At 66.8% G+C, this 19050-nt stretch carries 19 protein-coding genes; 11 read left to right on the top strand and 8 right to left on the bottom strand.

The window, feature by feature from the left end; translation table 11 throughout:
• Nucleotides 1-53 precede the first annotated feature (53 nt).
• Nucleotides 54-1136, bottom strand: coding sequence for an endonuclease/exonuclease/phosphatase family protein (locus ACNFH5_RS23950; protein ID WP_416750278.1), 1083 nt, complete (start codon nucleotides 1134-1136; stop codon nucleotides 54-56).
• A 153-nt stretch (nucleotides 1137-1289) separates the two neighbouring features.
• Here ACNFH5_RS23950 and ACNFH5_RS23945 point away from each other — a divergent pair, with 153 nt between their 5' ends.
• Nucleotides 1290-2126, top strand: a complete 837-nt coding sequence (locus ACNFH5_RS23945; protein WP_416750276.1) for an SDR family oxidoreductase — start codon at nucleotides 1290-1292, stop codon at nucleotides 2124-2126.
• A 120-nt stretch (nucleotides 2127-2246) separates the two neighbouring features.
• Here the strand turns inward: ACNFH5_RS23945 and ACNFH5_RS23940 are convergent, their stop codons facing one another.
• On the bottom strand, nucleotides 2247-2678 hold the full coding sequence (locus ACNFH5_RS23940; RefSeq protein WP_416750274.1) for a VOC family protein: 432 nt from the start codon (nucleotides 2676-2678) through the stop codon (nucleotides 2247-2249).
• 88 nt (nucleotides 2679-2766) lie between these two features.
• Nucleotides 2767-3417, bottom strand: coding sequence for a YciC family protein (locus ACNFH5_RS23935; RefSeq protein ID WP_416750272.1), 651 nt, complete (start codon nucleotides 3415-3417; stop codon nucleotides 2767-2769).
• A gap of 159 nt (nucleotides 3418-3576) precedes the next feature.
• Between ACNFH5_RS23935 and ACNFH5_RS23930 the strand changes: the two genes are divergently transcribed.
• From ACNFH5_RS23930 to ACNFH5_RS23890, 9 genes are all read left to right on the top strand, one after another.
• On the top strand, nucleotides 3577-4320 hold the full coding sequence (locus ACNFH5_RS23930; RefSeq protein WP_416750270.1) for a DUF2076 domain-containing protein: 744 nt from the start codon (nucleotides 3577-3579) through the stop codon (nucleotides 4318-4320).
• Between the two features lie 76 nt (nucleotides 4321-4396).
• Nucleotides 4397-4873 carry an NYN domain-containing protein gene (locus tag ACNFH5_RS23925; RefSeq protein ID WP_416750267.1) on the top strand — a complete coding sequence of 159 codons (477 nt, stop codon included), beginning with the start codon at nucleotides 4397-4399 and terminating at the stop codon, nucleotides 4871-4873.
• 50 nt (nucleotides 4874-4923) lie between these two features.
• The gene (locus ACNFH5_RS23920; RefSeq protein ID WP_416750265.1) at nucleotides 4924-6306 is read left to right on the top strand and encodes a DEAD/DEAH box helicase; all 1383 of its coding nucleotides are present in this window, start codon (nucleotides 4924-4926) and stop codon (nucleotides 6304-6306) included.
• Nucleotides 6307-6475: 169 nt separating this feature from the next.
• The gene (locus ACNFH5_RS23915) at nucleotides 6476-7294 is read left to right on the top strand and encodes a response regulator transcription factor (RefSeq protein ID WP_416750263.1); all 819 of its coding nucleotides are present in this window, start codon (nucleotides 6476-6478) and stop codon (nucleotides 7292-7294) included.
• Nucleotides 7295-7712: 418 nt separating this feature from the next.
• The gene (locus tag ACNFH5_RS23910) at nucleotides 7713-8828 is read left to right on the top strand and encodes an ABC transporter ATP-binding protein (protein ID WP_416750363.1); all 1116 of its coding nucleotides are present in this window, start codon (nucleotides 7713-7715) and stop codon (nucleotides 8826-8828) included.
• A 60-nt stretch (nucleotides 8829-8888) separates the two neighbouring features.
• On the top strand, nucleotides 8889-10031 hold the full coding sequence (locus ACNFH5_RS23905) for an ABC transporter substrate-binding protein (RefSeq protein ID WP_416750260.1): 1143 nt from the start codon (nucleotides 8889-8891) through the stop codon (nucleotides 10029-10031).
• Nucleotides 10032-10158: 127 nt separating this feature from the next.
• Nucleotides 10159-11070, top strand: a complete 912-nt coding sequence (locus tag ACNFH5_RS23900; RefSeq protein WP_416750258.1) for an ABC transporter permease — start codon at nucleotides 10159-10161, stop codon at nucleotides 11068-11070.
• A gap of 1 nt (nucleotide 11071) precedes the next feature.
• Nucleotides 11072-11890 (top strand): ABC transporter permease, encoded by an 819-nt coding sequence (locus ACNFH5_RS23895; RefSeq protein WP_138212064.1) that lies wholly within the window; start codon nucleotides 11072-11074, stop codon nucleotides 11888-11890.
• A gap of 25 nt (nucleotides 11891-11915) precedes the next feature.
• Nucleotides 11916-13388, top strand: coding sequence for an aldehyde dehydrogenase family protein (locus ACNFH5_RS23890; RefSeq protein ID WP_416750256.1), 1473 nt, complete (start codon nucleotides 11916-11918; stop codon nucleotides 13386-13388).
• 135 nt (nucleotides 13389-13523) lie between these two features.
• Here the strand turns inward: ACNFH5_RS23890 and ACNFH5_RS23885 are convergent, their stop codons facing one another.
• From ACNFH5_RS23885 to ACNFH5_RS23875, 3 genes are all read right to left on the bottom strand, one after another.
• A complete protein-coding gene (locus tag ACNFH5_RS23885) occupies nucleotides 13524-13892 on the bottom strand; it encodes a VOC family protein (RefSeq protein WP_416750254.1) in 369 nt (122 codons plus the stop codon).
• An 88-nt stretch (nucleotides 13893-13980) separates the two neighbouring features.
• Complete coding sequence (locus ACNFH5_RS23880; protein ID WP_416750252.1) at nucleotides 13981-14586, bottom strand: GNAT family N-acetyltransferase; 606 nt, start codon at nucleotides 14584-14586, stop codon at nucleotides 13981-13983.
• 60 nt (nucleotides 14587-14646) lie between these two features.
• Entirely contained in the window at nucleotides 14647-15822 is a 1176-nt protein-coding gene (locus ACNFH5_RS23875) for a TIGR03862 family flavoprotein (RefSeq protein ID WP_416750360.1), read from the bottom strand.
• A gap of 377 nt (nucleotides 15823-16199) precedes the next feature.
• Between ACNFH5_RS23875 and ACNFH5_RS23870 the strand changes: the two genes are divergently transcribed.
• Nucleotides 16200-16700 (top strand): hypothetical protein, encoded by a 501-nt coding sequence (locus tag ACNFH5_RS23870; RefSeq protein WP_416750250.1) that lies wholly within the window; start codon nucleotides 16200-16202, stop codon nucleotides 16698-16700.
• On the opposite strand, the gene ACNFH5_RS23865 is transcribed toward ACNFH5_RS23870, so the two are convergent.
• Together ACNFH5_RS23865 and ACNFH5_RS23860 are read right to left on the bottom strand one after the other, a co-directional pair.
• The gene (locus ACNFH5_RS23865) at nucleotides 16685-17608 is read right to left on the bottom strand and encodes a histone deacetylase (RefSeq protein ID WP_416750248.1); all 924 of its coding nucleotides are present in this window, start codon (nucleotides 17606-17608) and stop codon (nucleotides 16685-16687) included. The two genes, ACNFH5_RS23870 and ACNFH5_RS23865, sit on opposite strands and share 16 nt — an antisense overlap.
• A 65-nt stretch (nucleotides 17609-17673) precedes the next feature.
• Entirely contained in the window at nucleotides 17674-18879 is a 1206-nt protein-coding gene (locus ACNFH5_RS23860) for an MFS transporter (RefSeq protein ID WP_416750246.1), read from the bottom strand.
• Between the last annotated feature and the right edge of the window lie 171 nt (nucleotides 18880-19050).

Genomic DNA, 19050 nt, shown 5'->3' with positions numbered 1-19050 from the left:
GTCCGTGGAATCGCAGTTGTCCAGTTTCCGCCGGTGGCGATGTGCCACAGTGCTCAGTGGGGCAGCAGGAAGCGCGCGGACAGCGGCAGGTGGTTGGAGATGCGCAGGGTGTCGTGGCTGCGCACACCGGCCTCCAGGCGGTTCAGGCTGGGGCTGTGGAACAGGTAATCCAGAGTGCGGTCGGGCTTGTGCACGCGGGGGTCGTTGGGGAAGTGGGTGTACCACTTCTCCTGGTCGGCGCCGCTGGACTCCTCCACCGCCGGCACGACGGGGAAGCGCGCTGCCAGCAGGTTCAGTTCGCTGTTGGCGCGGTAGGGCGCGCGCAGCACCTCCGGCAGGTAGGGATATTGGCCCAGCGGCAGCAGGCCGAGGTCGCCGCCCAGCAGCCAGGGGCGGCCGCTGGCCTGCAGGCTGTTCAGGTGGGCCTCGACGGCTTCGACCTGGCGCTGCGGCGTATCGTCGCCGTCGGGGCGCTCCAGGCGCGTGTTGATCACGCTGAGCTGGCCGCCGCCGCGGATCGGCAGGTCGCTCTGCAGCATCGCCGGCTGCGGGGCGAACAGGTGCAGCAGCGGGATGGACGAGCGCTGCGGCAGGGCGATGCGCTCGCCGCGGGTGATCTGGAAGCGGCTGAAGGTCACCAGCTTGCGCCCGGCGCTGCCGAACACGTGGGGATTGGGGTCGAAGCGCGCCTTCCAGTCGAAGGCGGCGGTGGAGCAGGGGTAGATATCGGTCAGGCGATCGCCGATCAGCGCCTGCTGGTCCTGTTTGCCAGTGGCGGCTGCGCCGTCGTCGACTTCCTGCAGCAGGACGATGTCCGGCGCCTCGTCGCGGATCACCCGCACCACTTCGTCGAGGCTGTAGGCGATGTCCTCGGGGCTGGGGCTGTCGTCGGGGCCGGTGGTATCGGGCAGGTCGTCCCAGAAGATGTAGCGCTTGCCGGCCAGGTACTGGACGTTCCAGGTCATCACCTTCAGCGCCTGGCCCGGCTGCAGTTGCGGCGCGGGCGCGCGGCACTGCGCGGCGACAGCCTCGCGCTCGGCGGGGTGCCAGGCCAGCAGCCAGGCGGCAGCGGTGACGGCGAGCAGCAGGGCGATGAACAACAGGAACAGGGCGCGGCGGCGAAGCGAGAGGCTCATGGGTGACCAGGGGCTATGCTTGTTGGGTCCAGAGGATAGTGGCTGTGACTTTGTATTTCACCTCTGTGTTTGATGTGGGAATTATCCTGAAACCTTGTGAGATGTAGTTCGCACGACGCTGCACTCGCGCCCTGCGGGCTTTGGGAGATCGCCATGCCCCGCACGCTCTTTTCGCATTCCGTCTACCGGCGCAAGGTCGTGCTGGTCAGCGGCGGCTGTTCCGGCATCGGCCGCGCCCTGGTGCTGCGCTTCGCCCAGGCGGGTGCCCATCCGGTAATCCTCGACCTCGAGCAGGCGGGGCTGGACAGCCTGGTTCAGCACTTGCGCGAGCACCTGAACGTCGAGGCCCTCGGCCTGCGCTGCGACATCGCCGATGCCGAGGCGGTGCAGCGCGCGGTGGCGCTGGCGGTAGAGCGCTTCGGTGGCATCGACGTGCTGGTGAACAATGCCGGCATCACCCACCGCAGCCTGTTCATCGAGACGGAGCTGGCGGTGTTCCGGCGGGTAATGGCGGTGAATTTCTATGGCGCGCTGCACTGCACCCAGGCGGCGTTGCCCAGCCTGCTGGCGCGGCACGGGCAGATCGTCGTGCTCAGTTCGCTGACCGGCTTTGCCCCTTTGCTCTATCGCAGCGCCTACAACGCTAGCAAACATGCGCTGCACGGGCTGTTCGATACGCTGCGCATGGAGTTGGACGGCACGGGGGTGGCGGTCACCCTGGCGTGCCCGGGTTTCACCGCTACCGATCTGCGCAAGAACGCGCTGGTGGGCGACGGTTCGGTGATCCGTCAGCCAGCCGTGGTGCTGGGCGCCGAGGTGGCATCGCCACGCGATGTGGCCGAGGCGATCTACCAGGGCGCGTTGCGCCGCCGGCGTTTGCTGGTGCTGTCCAACGTCAATTGGCGGGCGCGCCTGCTGGCGCGCTTCTTCCCGCGGCTGTTCGAGAAATTGCTGGTGCCGAAGATGTCGGGGCTCAAGCCCGGCCATTAGCTTCTCGTAGGAGCGAGCTTGCTCGCGAACCGCCCTGGCAGCGGAGCTGAGCAGGGTTCGCGAGCAAGCTCGCTCCTACAGGTTCCATGCTGGCGCGTCGCGCGGCGCCCGCTCCTGCGATCAATGCGAGTGCGTGTCGAACCCACCACCCGCCAGCGCCATGTCCCAGAACGATGCCTCGATCTTGTGCCCGTCCAGGTCGCGGATGAAGCAGCCGTAGTAAGGCTCGCCATAGAGCGGGCGCGGGCCGGGGGCGCCTTCGTCGGTGGCGCCGGCGGCTATCGCGGCGCGGTAGAAGGCGTCCACTTCCTCGCGGGAGTTGGCCATGAAGCCAAAGTGCGTGCCGTTGCCGACGCTGGCCGGGCGCCCGTCGATGGGCGTCTGCACCCAGAACTCTGGGAAGACGCGACCGTAGGCCACGGCGCCGGGGTGTTCCATGATCTGCTGGCAACCCAGCGTTGCCAGCACCGCGTCATAGAAGGCCTTGGCGCGCGGGTAGTCGTTGGTGCCGATGGAAATATGTGAAAGGCAGCTGGGCGGGAAGTCGCTCACGGCGAGTCTCCATACTCGGGGGAAGGAGACTCCAGCGTAGAACCCCGGCCCGCGATGTGCCGGGGTATTTGTTGCGACTTGCTGCCGCTCAGGCGGCTTCGCGGCCGAGCAGGATGAAGATGCGGTAGGCGGCCACCGTCAGCAGCAACTGGAAGAACCCGCTCAGCGAGTGCAGCGCCACGCTGAGTACCGGCGCGTCCTGGCCGGCCTCGGTGATCCAGCCTTCGGCGATCCACACCGGCGCGAGGATGGCCAGGGAGGTCATCAGCAGCAGGAAGAAATGCCCGGTGGTCAGGGCGAAGCTTTCGCGCATCGCATCGATGGGCGCGCGGCCGCGCTGCACCAGGAGGAATTCGGCGAAGGCCAGCTTGATCATCACGAAGATGCCCGGCAGCACCATCAGGGACAGGCCGAGCACGATCAGCAGCGAGGTGATCGCCGAGAGCAGGGCAAAGGCGGGCCACAACCGCAGGGCCGCGCTCCACAACTCGCGCACGCTGCGCTCGACGCCTTCGCCGGCGTCGATCATGTAGAGGATCAGGCTGGCGGTGTAGATCGGGTAGAACACCAGGCCCGCGGCCATGCCCCAGGGCGCGAAGTTCTGCGAACCGGCAGCGACGTTGATCTGCTGCTGCACCAGCGTCTCGATGACGATCCAGGGCAGGCACAGCGGCACGAGGATGCCGAGGTGACGGGAGAAGAAGAACCAGGTGTCGCGGAGGATGGAAAGGGGATTCATCAGTAACCCGATACTGTCCGAGGGCTTCGACTCTAACTTAAGCAAACCCTCAGGTAGAAGGCGCAAGAATTCTGTGATCGGAACTTGTTTTTTTCCGACCCGATCCAATGTTTCGTAGCAGCGATCCGTTGTGAACCACCCGCTCAATCGAGGCCCGTCATGAATTCCGAAGAGCAATCCCTGATCGATGGTCTGTTCACCCGCCTGCGTGACGCCGAGGCGCAGACCGCCCCGCGCGACGCCCAGGCCGAGGCGCAGATCAACAAGCACCTGGTGCAACAGCCCGCCGCGCCGTATTACATGGCCCAGGCGATGCTGATCCAGGAGGCGGCGATCAAGCGCCTGGACCAGCGCGTCAAGGAGCTGGAAGCGCATCAGGCCAGGGCTCAGGAACAGCGCCCGAGCAGCGGCGGCTTCCTCGCCGGGCTGTTCGGTGGCGGCCAGAGTCAGGAGCAACGCCAGGCGCAACCGCAGCAGCGCCCGGACGGTTGGGGCCAGACACGCTTCTCGCAGCCTGCCGGCAACGCGACTTACGCCAATAGTCCTGGCGCCAGCAACCCCAACGACTTCCGCCCGGCACAGCCTGCGCAGGCCGCGCCCCAGGGTGGCGGCTTCCTGCGCGGGGCCTTGCAGACCGCAGCCGGTGTGGCCGGCGGCGTGATGGTGGCGAATGCGCTGACCAGCCTGTTCCACAGCAGCCAGCCGCAGGAAATCGTCGAGGTGATCCAGGAGCAGCCGGTGCAGCCGGAGCCCTCGAACTTCGGCGACTCGCCGTCGGACGACTCCTTCGGTGGCGACCGTTATGCCGACAACACATTCAGCGATGCCAATTACGATGATGGCGGCAGCTTCGGCGACGACTCCGGCTTCTTCGGCGGTGACGACGGCGACATGTTCAGCTGAGCCGCCCGCCGGGACTGGCGGGGGCGCGTCGCTGTGCCGATAATGCGCCCCCGCTGTTCGAGTCCCGGAGTCACCGTTGAAGACCATCGCCCTGTTCGCCGACGTGCAGAACCTCTACTACACCGTGCGTCAGGCCTACGGCTGCCACTTCAACTACGCCGCCCTGTGGGCCGAGCTGAGCGCCCAGGGCACCATCGTCCAGGCCTACGCCTACGCCATCGACCGGGGCGATGCCAGGCAGCAGCAGTTCCAGCAGATCCTGCGCAAGCTCGGCTTCACCGTGAGGCTAAAGCCCTACATCCAGCGCGCCGACGGCTCGGCCAAGGGTGACTGGGACGTGGGTATCACCATCGACATCCTCGACGCCGCGCCGAACGTGGACGAGATCGTCCTGGCCTCCGGCGATGGCGACTTCGACCTGCTGCTCGACCGCGTCCGTGCCGGCGGTACTGACGCCACCGCCTACGGCGTGCCGGGCCTTACCGCCCAGGCGTTGATCCGCGCAGCCAGCCGCTACGTGCCCATCGAAGGCGCGCTGCTGCTGCGTTCCTGACCCGTGCGGCTACAATGCCGCCCATTCTGATTCGTTTTCGCGAGCGCTCCATGACCTTCGCCACCCTCGGCCTGATCGATCCTCTCCTGCGCGCCCTCGACGGGCTCGGCTACCAGAACCCGACGGCGGTGCAGGCTCAGGCCATCCCGGCCGTGCTCAAAGGGCGCGACCTGCTGGCCGCCGCCCAGACCGGCACCGGCAAGACCGCCGGCTTCGCCCTGCCGTTGCTGCAGAAGCTGTTGCAGGAAGGCCCGCAGGTGGCAGCCAACTCGATCCGTGCGCTGGTGCTGGTGCCGACCCGCGAGCTGGCCGAGCAGGTGCACGAGAGCTTCCGCGCCTATGGCCAACACGTACCACTGCGTACCGCCGTGGCGTACGGCGGGGTCAGCATCAACCCGCAGATGATGAAGCTGCGCAAGGGCGTCGACGTACTGGTGGCCACGCCCGGTCGCCTGCTCGACCTGTACCGGCAGAACGCCCTGAAATTCACCCAGCTGCAGGTGCTGGTGCTGGACGAAGCCGACCGCATGCTCGACCTGGGCTTCGCCCGCGAGCTGGACGAAGTCTTCGCTGCGCTGCCCCGGCGCCGGCAGACCCTGCTGTTCTCCGCGACCTTCTCCGACGCCATCCGCCAGATGGCCCGCGAGCTGCTGCGCGACCCGCTGACCATCGATGTGGCGCCGCGCAACACGGCAGCGAAGACGGTAAAGCAGCACCTGCTCACGGTGGACAAGAAGCGCAAGGCCGAGCTGTTCCTGCACCTGCTGCGCGAGCAGGGCTGGCGCCAGGCGCTGGTATTCGCCAAGACCCGCAAGGGCGTCGACGAACTGGTCGATGTGCTGCACAAGCAAGGCATTCGCGCTGATTCGATCCACGGTGACAAGCCGCAGCCATCGCGCCTGCGAGCGCTGGCGCGGTTCAAGGCCGGCGAGGTCGATTTCCTCGTCGCCACCGATGTTGCCGCCCGTGGACTGGACATCCAGGAGATGCCGCTGGTGGTCAACTTCGACCTGCCCATCGTTCCCGAGGACTACGTGCACCGCATCGGCCGGACCGGCCGCGCCGGCGCCAGCGGCCAGGCGATCTCGCTGGTCTGCGCCGATGAAGTTCAGCAACTGGCAGCCATCGAAACGTTGATCGGCCAGACTTTGCAGCGCCACGAGGAAGATGGCTTCGAGGCGGAACATCGGGTGCCCGTCACTGCCCCCGGCGGCCAGATCACGAAAAAGCCGAAGAAGCCCAAGCCACCCAAGGTGCCGGAAGGCAAACCGGGCAAGGTGCATCTGGGCTCGCTGCTGGACGACAAGCCGCAGGTCAAGGCGGTGCGCAAGGCGCCGGGCTTTGCCCTTGGTGGTAAACCAGCAGGTGGCAAGCCATCCTCCGGAAAACCCTCTGCTGGAAAGCCGGGTGGCAAGGGCGCTCGTCGTCCCTGAGCCGTTAAGGCGCGCGCCTGCTTCATCGCAGTGCGCGGCCGAGGCTTGAGTCGGGGCGGTCTCCAGGTGTGACGGGGCCTTGCGCGGTGTGGCGCAAAAGCTGCATTTCCGTGTGGAATCCCGAACGCCTATAGTGTGCACATCGCGCACACAACAAGAACGACAGCCCATGCGCCACAAGGAACTCAAAGCCTGGACCGGCGGAGTCGCCCATCTGCTCCCGCTGGCCCCCGGTCGTCCGCGCCTGCTCGGCCTCAGCCAATGGCTGCAACAGGTCTGTGCGGTGGATAACTTCGTGCTCTTCGTCTACGAAGGCAACCACCGTCCGCTGGACCTGTTCGACACCTTCCCGGCCGATGTCCGCCACGTCTACGTCGAGGATTACCAGGTCGGCCCCTACCTGCTCGATCCCTTCTACCTCGCTTGCATGCGCAACCAGGCTCCGGGCCTGTGGCGTCTGCGGCAGTTCGCGCCGGACCACTTCTATCTGGGCGAGTACTACCAGACGTATTACCAGCAGACCGGCCTGACCGAGGAGATCGCCTTCTTCATCGACCTGGCTGACGGCGCCACGGCGGTGCTCTCGCTGATGCGCAAGACTTCCAGCCCCGCCTACAGCCGCGACGAGATACAGCTGCTGGAGTGCGCACGGCCGGTGGTCGAGCAGGTGGTGCGCGAGGCCTGGGAGCTGCGCCGCGCGCAACCGCGCCCGGCGCAGGACCTGGACTACCAGATCCGCGAGGCCTTCGACCAGTTCGGCGCCCAGCTGCTCACGCCCCGTGAGCAGGAGATCGTCCAGTTGCTGCTGCGCGGCCACTCCAGCGCCTCGGTGGCGGAGCAGCTGGATATCAGCCCCGGCACGGTGAAGATTCACCGCAAGAACATCTACGCCAAGCTCGGCATCGGCAGCCAGTCAGAGCTGCTCGGGCTGTTCATCCGCGAGTTGGCGGGGCGGGACGCGGCGGGTGGGATGCGCGCAGCGGGTTAGAAGCAGAATCCGCCTGTAGGGCGTACAACCGTTCGCGGTTGTACGCCGTTGCCTCTGGTTGCGTTGCTCGTGGCGGATAACGCCTGGGGCGTTATCCGCCCTAGGTGACTGGCCAGTGCCGGAGCTGCCGGAGGATCTCTTTTGTAGGAGCGAGCTTGCTCCTGAACCGCCCAGCATCGGAGCTGCCGGGGAATCTCGTTCGCGAGCAAGCTCGCTCCTACAGTCCCCCTCAGCTGCGGACGACCAATGTGTGCCATGCCCGCGATCGCGCACATGGCACGCTCCTACAGGGAGAGCCCATTGCGCGAGTGCGTACCGAGAGTACCAATCCCGCCATCTATCCCCCGAGGGATATATACACCCCGAAAGCCCCGTTGCTAGCGTGAGCCCCAACAAGAACAAAGTGGAGCGCGCGGTGATGGAGAGCGGTCAGGACTTCGATATCGAATTCCGTAACGTGGTCAAGCGCTACGGCAGCGTGCCGGCGGTCAACGGGCTGAGCTTCAAGGTGAAGCGTGGCGCCTTCCATTCCTTCCTTGGCAGTTCCGGCTGCGGCAAGACCACCACCCTGCGGATGATCGCCGGCTTCGAGCAGCCCAGCGAAGGCGAGGTGCTGCTGGCCGGCCAGGCGGTGGCCGGGGTGCCGGCGCACCAGCGTGCAGTGAACATGGTGTTCCAGCACTACGCGTTGTTCCCGCACCTGACGGTGGCCGAGAACATCGCCTACGGCCTGCGCTACCGCACGCCGCGCCCGGACCGCGCGCAGCAGCGCCGCATGGCCGACGAGGCGCTGGAGATGGTGCGCCTGTCCGGCTTCGGCACGCGCAAGCCCCACGAGCTTTCCGGCGGCCAACAACAGCGCGTGGCGCTGGCCCGTGCGCTGGTCAACAAGCCCACCGTGCTGCTGCTCGACGAGCCGCTGGCGGCGCTGGACCGCAAGCTGCGCAAGGAGATGCAGTCGGAGTTGCTGCGCCTGCAGCGCGAGGTCGGCATCACCTTCGTGCTGGTCACCCATGACCAGGAAGAGGCGCTGTCGATGAGCGACAGCATCAGCATCATGAAGGACGGCCTGATCATCCAGACCGCCACCCCCGAGGCACTCTACGAGACCCCGGCAAGCCGCTATGTGGCGGACTTCATCGGCGAGTCCAACCTGTTCGCCGGCACCGTGCGCCGCCTTGATTCCGGCCGCGTGGTGCTGGGTACCCCGGCCGGGCTGGAACTGAGTAGCCCGCCGACGCCCACCGGCCCCGCGCTGGCGCCCCAGGCCGAGGGTTGCATCGCCGTGCGCCCCGAGCTGGTCGGCATCGCTGCCGCCGATTCGGAGCTGCAGCGCGAAGTGCGCCTGAAGGGGCGCGTCGAGGACCGCATCTACCTGGGCAATCTCACCGAATACCGCGTTCGCACCGACGCCTTCGGCATCGTTTGCGTGCGTGTGCCGCGCAAGGCCGGCGGCGAGGCCGAAGCCTTCGAGCATGGCGCGCCGGTGCAGGTCGGCTGGAACCAGGCCAGCGGCCTGGCCATGGCTCTTTGAACCGGGCTCAGCCCGACGATCCAACCATAACGACAATCAGCAGACAGGCGGGGAGTGACGATGGACAAGAAGAACTTCATCAAGACGATGCGCAGCTGGGAAAACGGCTCCATCACGCGGCGCGATTTCCTCGGCAAGACCGGTCTCGGGCTGGCGATGGCGGTGGTCGCCGCCAACACCCCTGGTCTGCTGACCGGCAAGGCCTACGCGGCCGAGGGCAGCAATATCGGTGACCGCCTGGCGCTGGCCACCTGGCCCAATTACCACAGCCAGGAAAACTTCGATGCCTTCGCCAAGGCCACCGGCGCGCGGGTCCAGATGAACGTATTCGGCTCCAACGAGGAGATGCTCGCCAAGCTGCAGGCCGGCGGCAGCGGCTGGGACGTCTTCGTGCCGACCAACTACACCATCAGTACCTACGTGCAGCTCGGGCTGATCGAACCGCTGGACCTCTCGCGCATCCCCAACTTCGACCCCAAGGCCTTCGAGGAGCGCTTCATGGCCCAGGGCACGGTGGACGGCAAGGTCTACGCGGTGCCGAAGAACTGGGGCACCACCGGCATCGTCTATGACGCCAGCCGCGTGAAGGGCAGCCCGGATTCCTGGAAGCAGTTCTGGGACCTGACCCTGACCAGCGCCTCGGGCCGCACCATCGTCCACGACTACCAGCTCACCGCCATCGGCAACGCGCTCAAGTACTACGGCTACAGCTTCAACTCGCTGGATCCGAAGGAGCTGGCCGAGGCTGAGAAGCTGCTGATCCAGGCCAAGCCGCACCTGTTCGCGATCAACTCCGACATCCAGCCCTCGCTGCGCAATGGTGACGCCTGGATGGCCATGGCCTGGACCGGCGACGCCTCGCAGCTGCACCGCGACAACCCGGACATGACCTTTGTGCTGGGCAAGGAAGGCGGCGAGATCTGGAGCGACTTCTTCGCCATTCCCAAGAGTGCCGAGCATCGCGATGCGGCCTACGCGTTCATCAACTACCTGCTCGACCCGCAGCACAACAAACTGGAGGTCCTCTCCCACGGCTACCCGAGCGGCGACAAGCGCGTCGATGCGCTGCTCTCCCAGTCGATGCTCGACGACCCGATCATGTACCCGGCGGCCGAGCGCCTGTCGCCGCTGGAGTTCGGCGCCGCGGCGACCCTCACCAGCCCGGCGCGCGCCGAACTGATGGCGCGGTTCAAGGCCGCCTGATCGGCTCTTCGTAGGAGCGAGCTTGCTCGCGAACCCGCCCAGCTTCACAGCTGCCGGGGAATCCGTTCGCGAGCAAGCTCGCTCCTACAAAAAAGGTCCGTGCAATCCCATGCGTAGGGAATCGAACATGAACATCGCTGTCAGCGCCCCGTTGCCGCAGACCCAGGCGACGCCCACGGCCTCGCGTGCGAAAAGCCTCGGCCGGCGCGTCACGCTCCTGCTGCTCCTGCCGTCCACCCTGTGGTTCCTGCTACTGCTGCTGATGCCGCTGGTGATCATCCTGGTCTTCAGCTTCGGCGAGCGCAGCGCCGTGGGTGGCTACGGCGGCGGGCTGACGCTGGAGAACTACCTGAACCTCGGTTCCCGTGCCCAGGCCTTCTGGAACACCCTGACCCTGGCGCCGCTGGGCACCCTGGCCTGTCTGCTGGCGGCCTACCCGCTGGCCTATTTCCTCGCGGTTAAGGTGCGGCGCAACAAGTCGCTGCTGCTGACCCTGGTGATCGTGCCGTTCTGGACCAGCTTCCTGATCCGCACCTACGCCTGGATCTTCCTGCTCAGCGGCCGCGGCATCCCGGCGCTGCTGGAGACCTTCGGCATCGCCGACGTGCGGCTGATCAACACGCCCTACGCGGTGCTGATCGGCATCGTCTACGGCTACCTGCCGCTGATGGTGTTCCCCATCTACGTGACCCTGGAGAAGCTCGACAAGCGCCTGCTGGAAGCGTCCGGCGACCTCGGCGCGAGCGCCTTCGAGACCTTCCGCCGGGTCACCCTGCCGCTCTCCGCGCCGGGCGTGATCACCGGGGTGATGCTGGTGTTCATCCTGCTCATGGGCGAGTTCCTGATCCCGGCGATCCTCGGCGGCGGCAAGGTGTTCTTCGTCGGCAACGCGCTGGTCGACCTGTTCCTGCAGTCGCGCAACTGGGCGTTCGGCAGCGCGGTGGCGATGACCCTGGTGGCGATGATGCTGGTGATCATCGGCGTCTACCTGAAGCTCGTGGCCCGCTACGGCGGCTCGCGCAACGACGGAGTGCTCTGACATGTGGCTGCGCAGTTACTCCACCTCGGTCTACCTGTTCCTCTACGCGCCCATCGCGCTGATCATGCTCTTCGCTTTCAACGCCGGGCGCAGCGGGCTGAGCTTCCAGTGCTGCTCGGTGCAGTGGTTCGGTCGCGCCTTCGACAACCCGTTCATCATGGAAGCCCTGGGCAACAGCGCGCTGATCGCCTTGTGCTCGGCGCTGATCGCCACCCTGTTCGGCACCCTCGCGGTGTTCGGCCTGCAGCGCGTGGGCAAACGCGTACGCCTGCTGTTCGATGCGCTCACCTACTGCGCGATCATCGTGCCGGGGATCGTCATCGGCATCGCCACGCTGATCGCCTTCATCACCCTGTTCGATGTGCTCAACCCGCTGCTGGCGCTGCTGGACATCGGCCTGCCGAAACTTAACATGGGCTTCGGCACCGTGGTCGCGGCGCACTCGCTGTTCACCATGGCGCTGGTGATGGTGATCGTCCGCACCCGCGTCGAAGCCATGGACAAGTCGCTGCTGGAAGCCTCCGCCGACCTCTACGCGCCGCCCTTGGACACCTTCTGGCGGGTGACCCTGCCGCAGATCGCCCCGGCCATCCTCGCCGGCTTCCTGTTGGCGTTCACCTTCAGCTTCGACGATTTCATCATCGCCTTCTTCGTCGCCGGCTCGGAAACCACGCTGCCGATCTACATCTTCTCGTCGATCCGCCGGGGCATCACGCCGGAGATCAACGCCATCTCCACGGTGATCATCTGCGCCTCGCTGGCGCTGCTGTTCACCTCCCGCTACCTGCAGAACCGCCGCACCGGCGTTCAGGCCGCCTGAGGGCCGACTTCTAGGAGACTCGAGGATGCGTGACCAGCTCTATATCAACGGGCAATGGGTCAGGCCGGACCTGGGTGGCAGTTTCACCAGCTTCGACCCGGCCACCGGCCAGGCACTGCGCGAAGTGCCGGCGGCCACCGAGGAAGATGTCGACCATGCGGTGCGCGCTGCGCGTACCGCGTTCAATCGCGGCTGGGGGCAGAGCCGTGGCAGCGAGCGCGCCGAGTGGCTGGAGGCGCTGGCCGGGGAGCTGGAACGCAACCAGGATTCGCTGGCGGAACTGGAAGTGCGCGACAACGGCAAGCCGCTGCCCGAGGCGCAGTGGGACGTGGCCGATGCCATCGGCTGCTTCCGCTACTACGCCGAGCTGGCGCGGGAGCTGGACCAGCGCCAGGATCAGGCTCTGCCCCTGCCCGACGAGCGTTTTCGCTGTCGTATCCGCCAGGAGCCGGTGGGCGTGGCGGGGCAGATCATTCCCTGGAACTATCCGCTGCTGATGGCAGCCTGGAAGGTCGCGCCGGCCCTGGCGGCGGGCGCCACCTGTGTACTCAAGCCATCGGAACTGACGCCGCTGAGCGCGCTGGAACTGGCCGCCGCGGCGGACGCCGTGGGCCTGCCGGCGGGCGTGCTGAATGTGTTGCCGGGCCTCGGCGCGGACGCCGGCGGGCCGCTCAGTCAGCATCCGGGCGTGGACAAGTTGGCCTTCACCGGCAGCGTGCCGACCGGCTCGCGAATCATGTCGGCGGCGGCACAGGACATCAAGAACGTCAGCCTGGAGCTGGGCGGAAAATCGGCCTTCATCGTCTTCGACGACAGCGATGTCGAGGCGGCGGTGGAGTGGATCCTGTTCGGCATCTTCTGGAACCAGGGCCAGGTGTGCAGCGCCACCTCGCGCCTGCTGGTGCAGGAGGGCGTCGCCCCGCGCCTGATCGAGCGGCTGGTGGAAGCGACCCGCGCCATCACCATCGGCAACGGCCTGCAGCCGGGCGTGCTGCTCGGCCCGCTGGTCAGCCAGGGGCAGCACGAGAAGGTGCTCGGTTTCGTCGACAAGGGCCGCGCCAGCGGTGCCCGCCTGCTTACCGGCGGCAAGCGTCCCGCGGGGCTGGAGCAGGGCTGGTTCATGGAGCCTGCGATCTTCGACGAACCGGCCGAGGATGCGCTGATCTGGCGCGAGGAAATCTTCGGCCCGGTGCTCTGCGTGAAGCGCTTCAAGACCGAGGCCGAGGCCCTGCGGCTGGCCAACGACAGCCGCTTCGGCCTGGCCGGCGCGGTGATGTCGGGCGATCCACAGCGTGCCGCGCGGGTAGCCGATGGGCTGCGCGCAGGGATCGTCTGGGTCAACTGCTCGCAGCCCACCTTCACCCAGGCGCCGTGGGGCGGCATGAAACAGAGCGGCATTGGCCGCGAGCTGGGCGTGTGGGGACTGGAGAATTACCTGGAGGTGAAACAGGTGACCGAGTACGTCTCGGATCAGCCCTGGGGCTGGTACCTGAAGTAGCGGCATCAGTGTAGGAGCGAGCTTGCTCGCGAACAAAGGTTGGCCGGAAACACGGCGCGGCCTGAGACTCCATTCGCGAGCAAGGGCTAGGCGCCCCCCTCGATCCTACAAAAAGCCCAAAGTGCGGCGCACCATTCAGTCGAGGTTATGCCCGATCCGCCAGAGCACGCCGCTCGGGTCGTGCAGGGTGAAGTCGCGCATCTTCCACGGCTGGTCTTCCAGTGGCCCAAGGCGCACGGCGTAGCGCTCGGCGAGGCCGGAGTCGCGGACCTTCGCGTACCAGGCGTCGGCATTTTCCACCAGCAGGTGCAGCATCAGGTTCTCGGCGAATTCCTTGACGTAGTAGTTCTGCAGCAGGAAGGCGCAATGGTCGCCATGGTGGAAGTAGGCAAGCTCCTCGGAGTTCCACGGCGAGAGAAATCCCAGGTCCTTGTAGAACTGCTGGGAGAGCGCGAAATCGCGGGCGGGGACGAAGACTTTCAGTTCAACGCTGGCAGTGCTCATGGGCAACCTTCCTGGTTAATGCGTGAGCAGGCTTCACGACGGCAACGGAGCAGGCCGTCTCTGGCGGGCGGCTGGCCGCGAGTCTAACTCAGAGCTGGCGCTGCATGTAGCGATGGCTGGACACACCCGGCAGCGTCGAGATGCGCTCCACCTGCACGGCGAAGCCGAAGCGCTCGTACAGCGCCTGCGCCTTCGGATTGGCCATCGAAACATCCAGTGCTGCCATTGGCAGTCCGGCGTCACGACCGATCTTCAGCAAATGCTCGATCAGCTGGCTGCCCAGGCCTTCGCCGCGCAGCGTCGGCGTCACGCCCAGGTGCGCGAGGTACAGCGTCCTGCGCGGCGGCGGACAGATGATTCTCTCCAGCTGCAGACCGCGGCGGATCACACCGGCGCAGCCCAGCCCGAAGTAGCCGATGATCTGCCGCGTGGCCGCCAGCATGTAGCCCAGGTTCACCTCGCCACCGAATACCGTACCGGCCGCCACCACCCGGCCATCCTGTTCGCCGACCCAGTGCTGGCGCCAGCCGAACTGCCCGCCACCCTGCACGAAGGCGTAGCGCAGGAAGTCTTGCGCGCTGTTGCGGCCGGGGCGGGCAAAGGCGTAGTCGAAGGCGTCGGGGCCGGAACTGTAGATCAGCGGGATGGCAGCATCGACGTCATCGGGGCGGGCGCGGCGGAAGGTCAGTGGCATGCAGGCGACTCCAGGATGGGAATCGAGAATCTAGCACCATGGTTCCATAAAGTGCAGCGCTCAGCCTTGTGCTTCGAGCCAGTGCAGTGCGCCAAGCCCGGCCGCGCGGCCGCTGGCAAAGCAGGCGGTAAGCAGGTAGCCGCCGGTGGGTGCTTCCCAGTCGAGCATTTCGCCGGCACAGAACACGCCCGGCAGCGCCTTGAGCATCAGGCAGTCGTCCAGCGCCTCGAAGGTTACGCCGCCGGCGCTGCTGATGGCCTCGTCCAGCGGGCGGGGGCGCACCACGGTCAGCGGGAGTGCCTTGATCAACTGGGCAAGGCGCTGTGGATCGGCGTAGTCGGCGGCTGTGGACAACTCGCGCAACAGCCCGGCGCGTACGCCATCGAGCCCCAGGCGGCCGCGCAGATGGTTGGCCATGGACTTGGAACCGCGTGGCTGGGCGACGGCCTTGGCGACCTGCTCCAGGCTGCGGTTGGGCAGCAGGTCCAGGTGCACGGTGGCGCTGCCGGTCTGCTCGATGCGTTCACGGATACCGGATGACAGCGCGTAGACCAGGCTGCCTTCGATGCCGCCGGCGGTGACCACGAACTCGCCCTGGCGCGGCGTGCCGCCGGCCAGCGAGAGCGCCACCGGCTTGACCGGCGCGCCGGCGAACTTGTCGCGGAAGAACTCGCTCCAGCCTGCCACCTCGAAGCCACAGTTGGCCGGGCGCAGCGGCGAGATATCCACAGCGCGCCCGGCCAGCAGCGGCACCCAGGCGCCGTCCGAGCCCAGGCGCTGCCAGCTGCCGCCACCGAGGGCCAGCACGGTGGCATCGGCCGTCAGGCTGCGCTGGCCTTCCGGCCCGTCGATCAGCAGCGCGCCCTTGGCGTCCCAGCCCAGCCAGCGGTGCCGGGTGTGGATGATCACACCGGCTTCGCGCAGGCGCTTGAGCCAGGCGCGCAGCAGCGGCGCGGCCTTCATGTCGGTGGGGAAGACGCGGCCGGAGGTGCCGACGAAGGTTTCGATACCCAGGCCATGAATCCACGCGCACAGCGCCTGGTTGTCGAAGGCGTCGATCAGCGGCGCGAGGGTTTGCGCGCGCTGGCCATAGCGCGACAGGAAGGGTTCACGTTCCTCGGAGTGGGTGATGTTCATGCCGCCCACGCCGGCCAGCAGGAACTTGCGCCCGACCGAAGGCATGGCGTCGAACAACTCCACCTGCACGCCGGCGCCGGCCAGGACTTCGGCCGCCATCAGGCCGGCAGGACCGCCGCCGATGATGATGGCGGTGCGGGAGGCGAGCGGGCGGGAGTCGGTCATGCAAAGGGCCAGGCGAAGGAGGGCGGGAAAGGGCGCAATTCTAGCGCAGCGACACCGTGCGCCGGTTGCTCATTTTTTGTCCAGTTCTCCCGGAGCCTGAGGGGATACGCCTGGCAGGCGTTTTCCCGCAGCTTATCCACAGACCGCTCCACCGTTGCCGTGGAAAAAACTGGGGAGTGGGGAAGCTGTTTTCTGTCTCCTGAACGGTAGGGGTTGCGAGAATTCCTACAGGGGATCGGGATTGCGCCGATGTTGGTGCTTTTGTGAATCCATCAGCATGCGGGCCTCTTGCAACCTTGGTCCGACTGTCGATGAAAGTCCGTGATTATCTTCGCTCTCATGAGGCCCACCTGTGGGGGGAGGGCAGCGACACGCGTGTGCGCGTGAATGGCCTCGACATTGTCATCCGTGCGCTCCCCAGCGAGGAAATCCGTACGCTGCTCAACGAAGCGGTGGCCCATATGGTGGTGCGCCTGAACAAGAACCTGCAGGGCTCGAAAGTGAAGTTCGAGCAGCGCGTGCTCGAGTTGCTGTCGATACAGATCGCGCTGCACAACCTCTATGTGTTCACCAACTGGAGCCGGCTGTTGCCGCGCTACCTGCAGTACGCGGGACCGCTGCGCGCGCAGGAGTTGTTGCAGCACCACGTGCCCGAACAGGTGATGCGCTTCTGCGAGAAGCACTACGCCATCGATTGTCGCCCACGCGCCGCCGCGCTGATGGGATTCTCCGAGCATGAGCTGGCCCGCTGGGAGCAGCAGCGCTTGCCCTCGCGCATGGACACCAACAACTCGCGTTACCGCTCCAGCTGAAACTCGCGCGCCACCCGTGCAGCGCTGTGGTGCAGGATGCCATGGCGGCGGGCCAGCGCGTGGCGGTCCTTGTCGTAGCCACCGCCGATCACGCCCACCACCGGGATGTCGCTGGACAGGCAGCGGCGGATGACGTGCTCGTCCCGCGCCGCCAGTCCCGCATCGGTGAGTTGCAGATAGCCCAGGGCATCGTCCTTGTGCACGTCCACGCCGGCGTCGTAGAGCACGATGTCCGGCTGGTACAGCGGCAGCAGATAGTCCAGCGCTTCCTGCACCACCTTCAGGTAGTCGGCATCGCCCAGGTGCAGTGGCAGGGGAATGTCCCAGTCGCTCTGCGCCTTGCGCGCGGGAAAGTTCTTCTCGCAGTGCAATGAGACCGTCACGGCGTCCGGCACGTTCTCCAGGATGCGCGCGGTGCCGTCGCCCTGGTGCACGTCGCAGTCGAAGATCAGCACGCGGTTGGCCTTGCCGCTTTCCAGCAGGTAGAGGCTGATCACTGCCAGGTCGTTGAAGATGCAGAAGCCCGAGGCGTGGTCATGGTGCGCGTGGTGCGTTCCGCCGGCGAGGTGACAGGCCAGCCCATGTTCGAGCGCTAGTTCGGCCGTCAGCAGGGAGCCACCTACCGCGCGCACGGTGCGTCGCGCCAATGCCTCAGTCCAGGGCAGGCCGAGGCGGCGCAGTTCCTCGCGGCCCATCTCGCCGCTGCAATAGCGCTCAATGTAATCGCGGTCATGGGCCAGGGCGAGGATATCCACCGGGCAGAGTTCCGGACGCAGTAGCTCGGCGTCGCTCACCAGAGCGCTGTCCACCAGGTGATCGCGCAGCAGGCGGAACTTCTCCATGGGGAAGCGGTGGTTGTCCGGGAAGGGCGGACTGTAGTCGTCGTGGTAGACCAGGGGTATCGGCATGCAGGCAAGGGTACGCCGGGGGTGTGCACGGACGAAAGGGCCGGCGTTGCGCCGGCCCTGTTGGATCAGCCTTCGTTGGAGAGGGCGGTGTTGCGTTGTGCGCTTCGGCTGGTGACCACCGAGATCGACCACAGTACGAAGCCGCCGATGGCCAGCAGGCTGCCGACCCAGCCCGGCGACGTCCAGCCGTAGCCGGCCGCCAGTGCCAGGCCGCCCAGATACGGGCCCAGGGCGTTGGCGAAGTTGAACGCCGAGTGGTTCAGCGCCGCGGCCAGGCCCTGGGCGTCTTCGGCGACGTCCATCAGGCGGGTCTGCAGCACGGTGCCGAGGGCGCCGCCGAAGCCGATGAAGAACACGCAGATCGAGATGGTCCAGATGTTCCCGGCGGTGAACGGGAAGATCGCCAGCACCACTGCGCTCCACACCAGCAGGCCGCCGGCGGTGGGCATCACGGCGCGGTCGGCGAGCACCGGGATGAACAGGTTGCCCAGGGTCATGCCGATACCGAACACCGCCATCACCAGCGGCACGATGGTTGGCGAGACGTGGGTGACGGCGCCGAGGATGTCGGCCAGGTAGGTGTACACCGCGAACAGGCCGCCGAAGCCGATGGCGCCGATGCCCAGGGTCAGCCAGACCTGGCCGCGTTTGAGTGCACCCAGCTCGCGCAGCGGACTGGAGTCCGGTTCGGCGGGCGAGTAGGGCGCCAGCAGGCGCACGCAGACCATGGTCAGCACGCCCAGCGCGGCAACCAGGGCAAAGCTCCAGCGCCAGCCCACGGCCTGGCTCAGCCAGTTGGCCAGCGGCACGCCGATGATGGTGGCGACGGTGAGGCCGAGGAACATCCGCCCGACCGCCACGGTGCGCCGGTGCGGCGGCACGATGGAGGCGGCGACCAGTGCGGCGATGCCGAAGTAGGCGCCGTGGGGCAGGCCGCTGATGAAGCGGAACAGCAGCATCCAGTGGTAGGTTGGCGCCAGGGCGCTGAGGCCGTTGCCGACGGCGAACAGTGCCATCAGCAGCACCAGCAGGGTGCGCCGTGGCAGGCGCGCGCCGAGTACCGCCAGCAGCGGTGCACCGACGACCACGCCCAGGGCATAGGCGCTGATCACGTGGCCGGCGGTCGGGGCATCGATGCCCAGCGCGGGGGCGAAGTAGGGCAGCAGGCTCATGGTGGCGAATTCGGTGGTGCCGATGGCGAAGCCGCCGACAGCCAATGCGAAAAGCACCAGGGCCGTACTGCGTTGCAGTACGGTGGTGGAGGTCGTCATGGGAGTTCCTTGGTCTTTTTTGAAGTGCGCCCGGGCGGCGCGGCTGTCTGCGTGAGCACGGTCAAGGCAGTGACCGACAGCGAAGGTAGGAGAAAAATACCAGATGAAGGCGCCTCTGTGCTGAATCGATTGCGCCTCGTCTGACGGAGTGCGTCCTACAGGCCCGTCGCC

The organism is Pseudomonas sp. NY15435, from assembly GCF_048068295.1.
GTDB lineage: Bacteria > Pseudomonadota > Gammaproteobacteria > Pseudomonadales > Pseudomonadaceae > Pseudomonas.
Note: the sequence above shows the minus strand (reverse complement) of the source record. Positions and strands in the feature narration are given on the sequence as shown.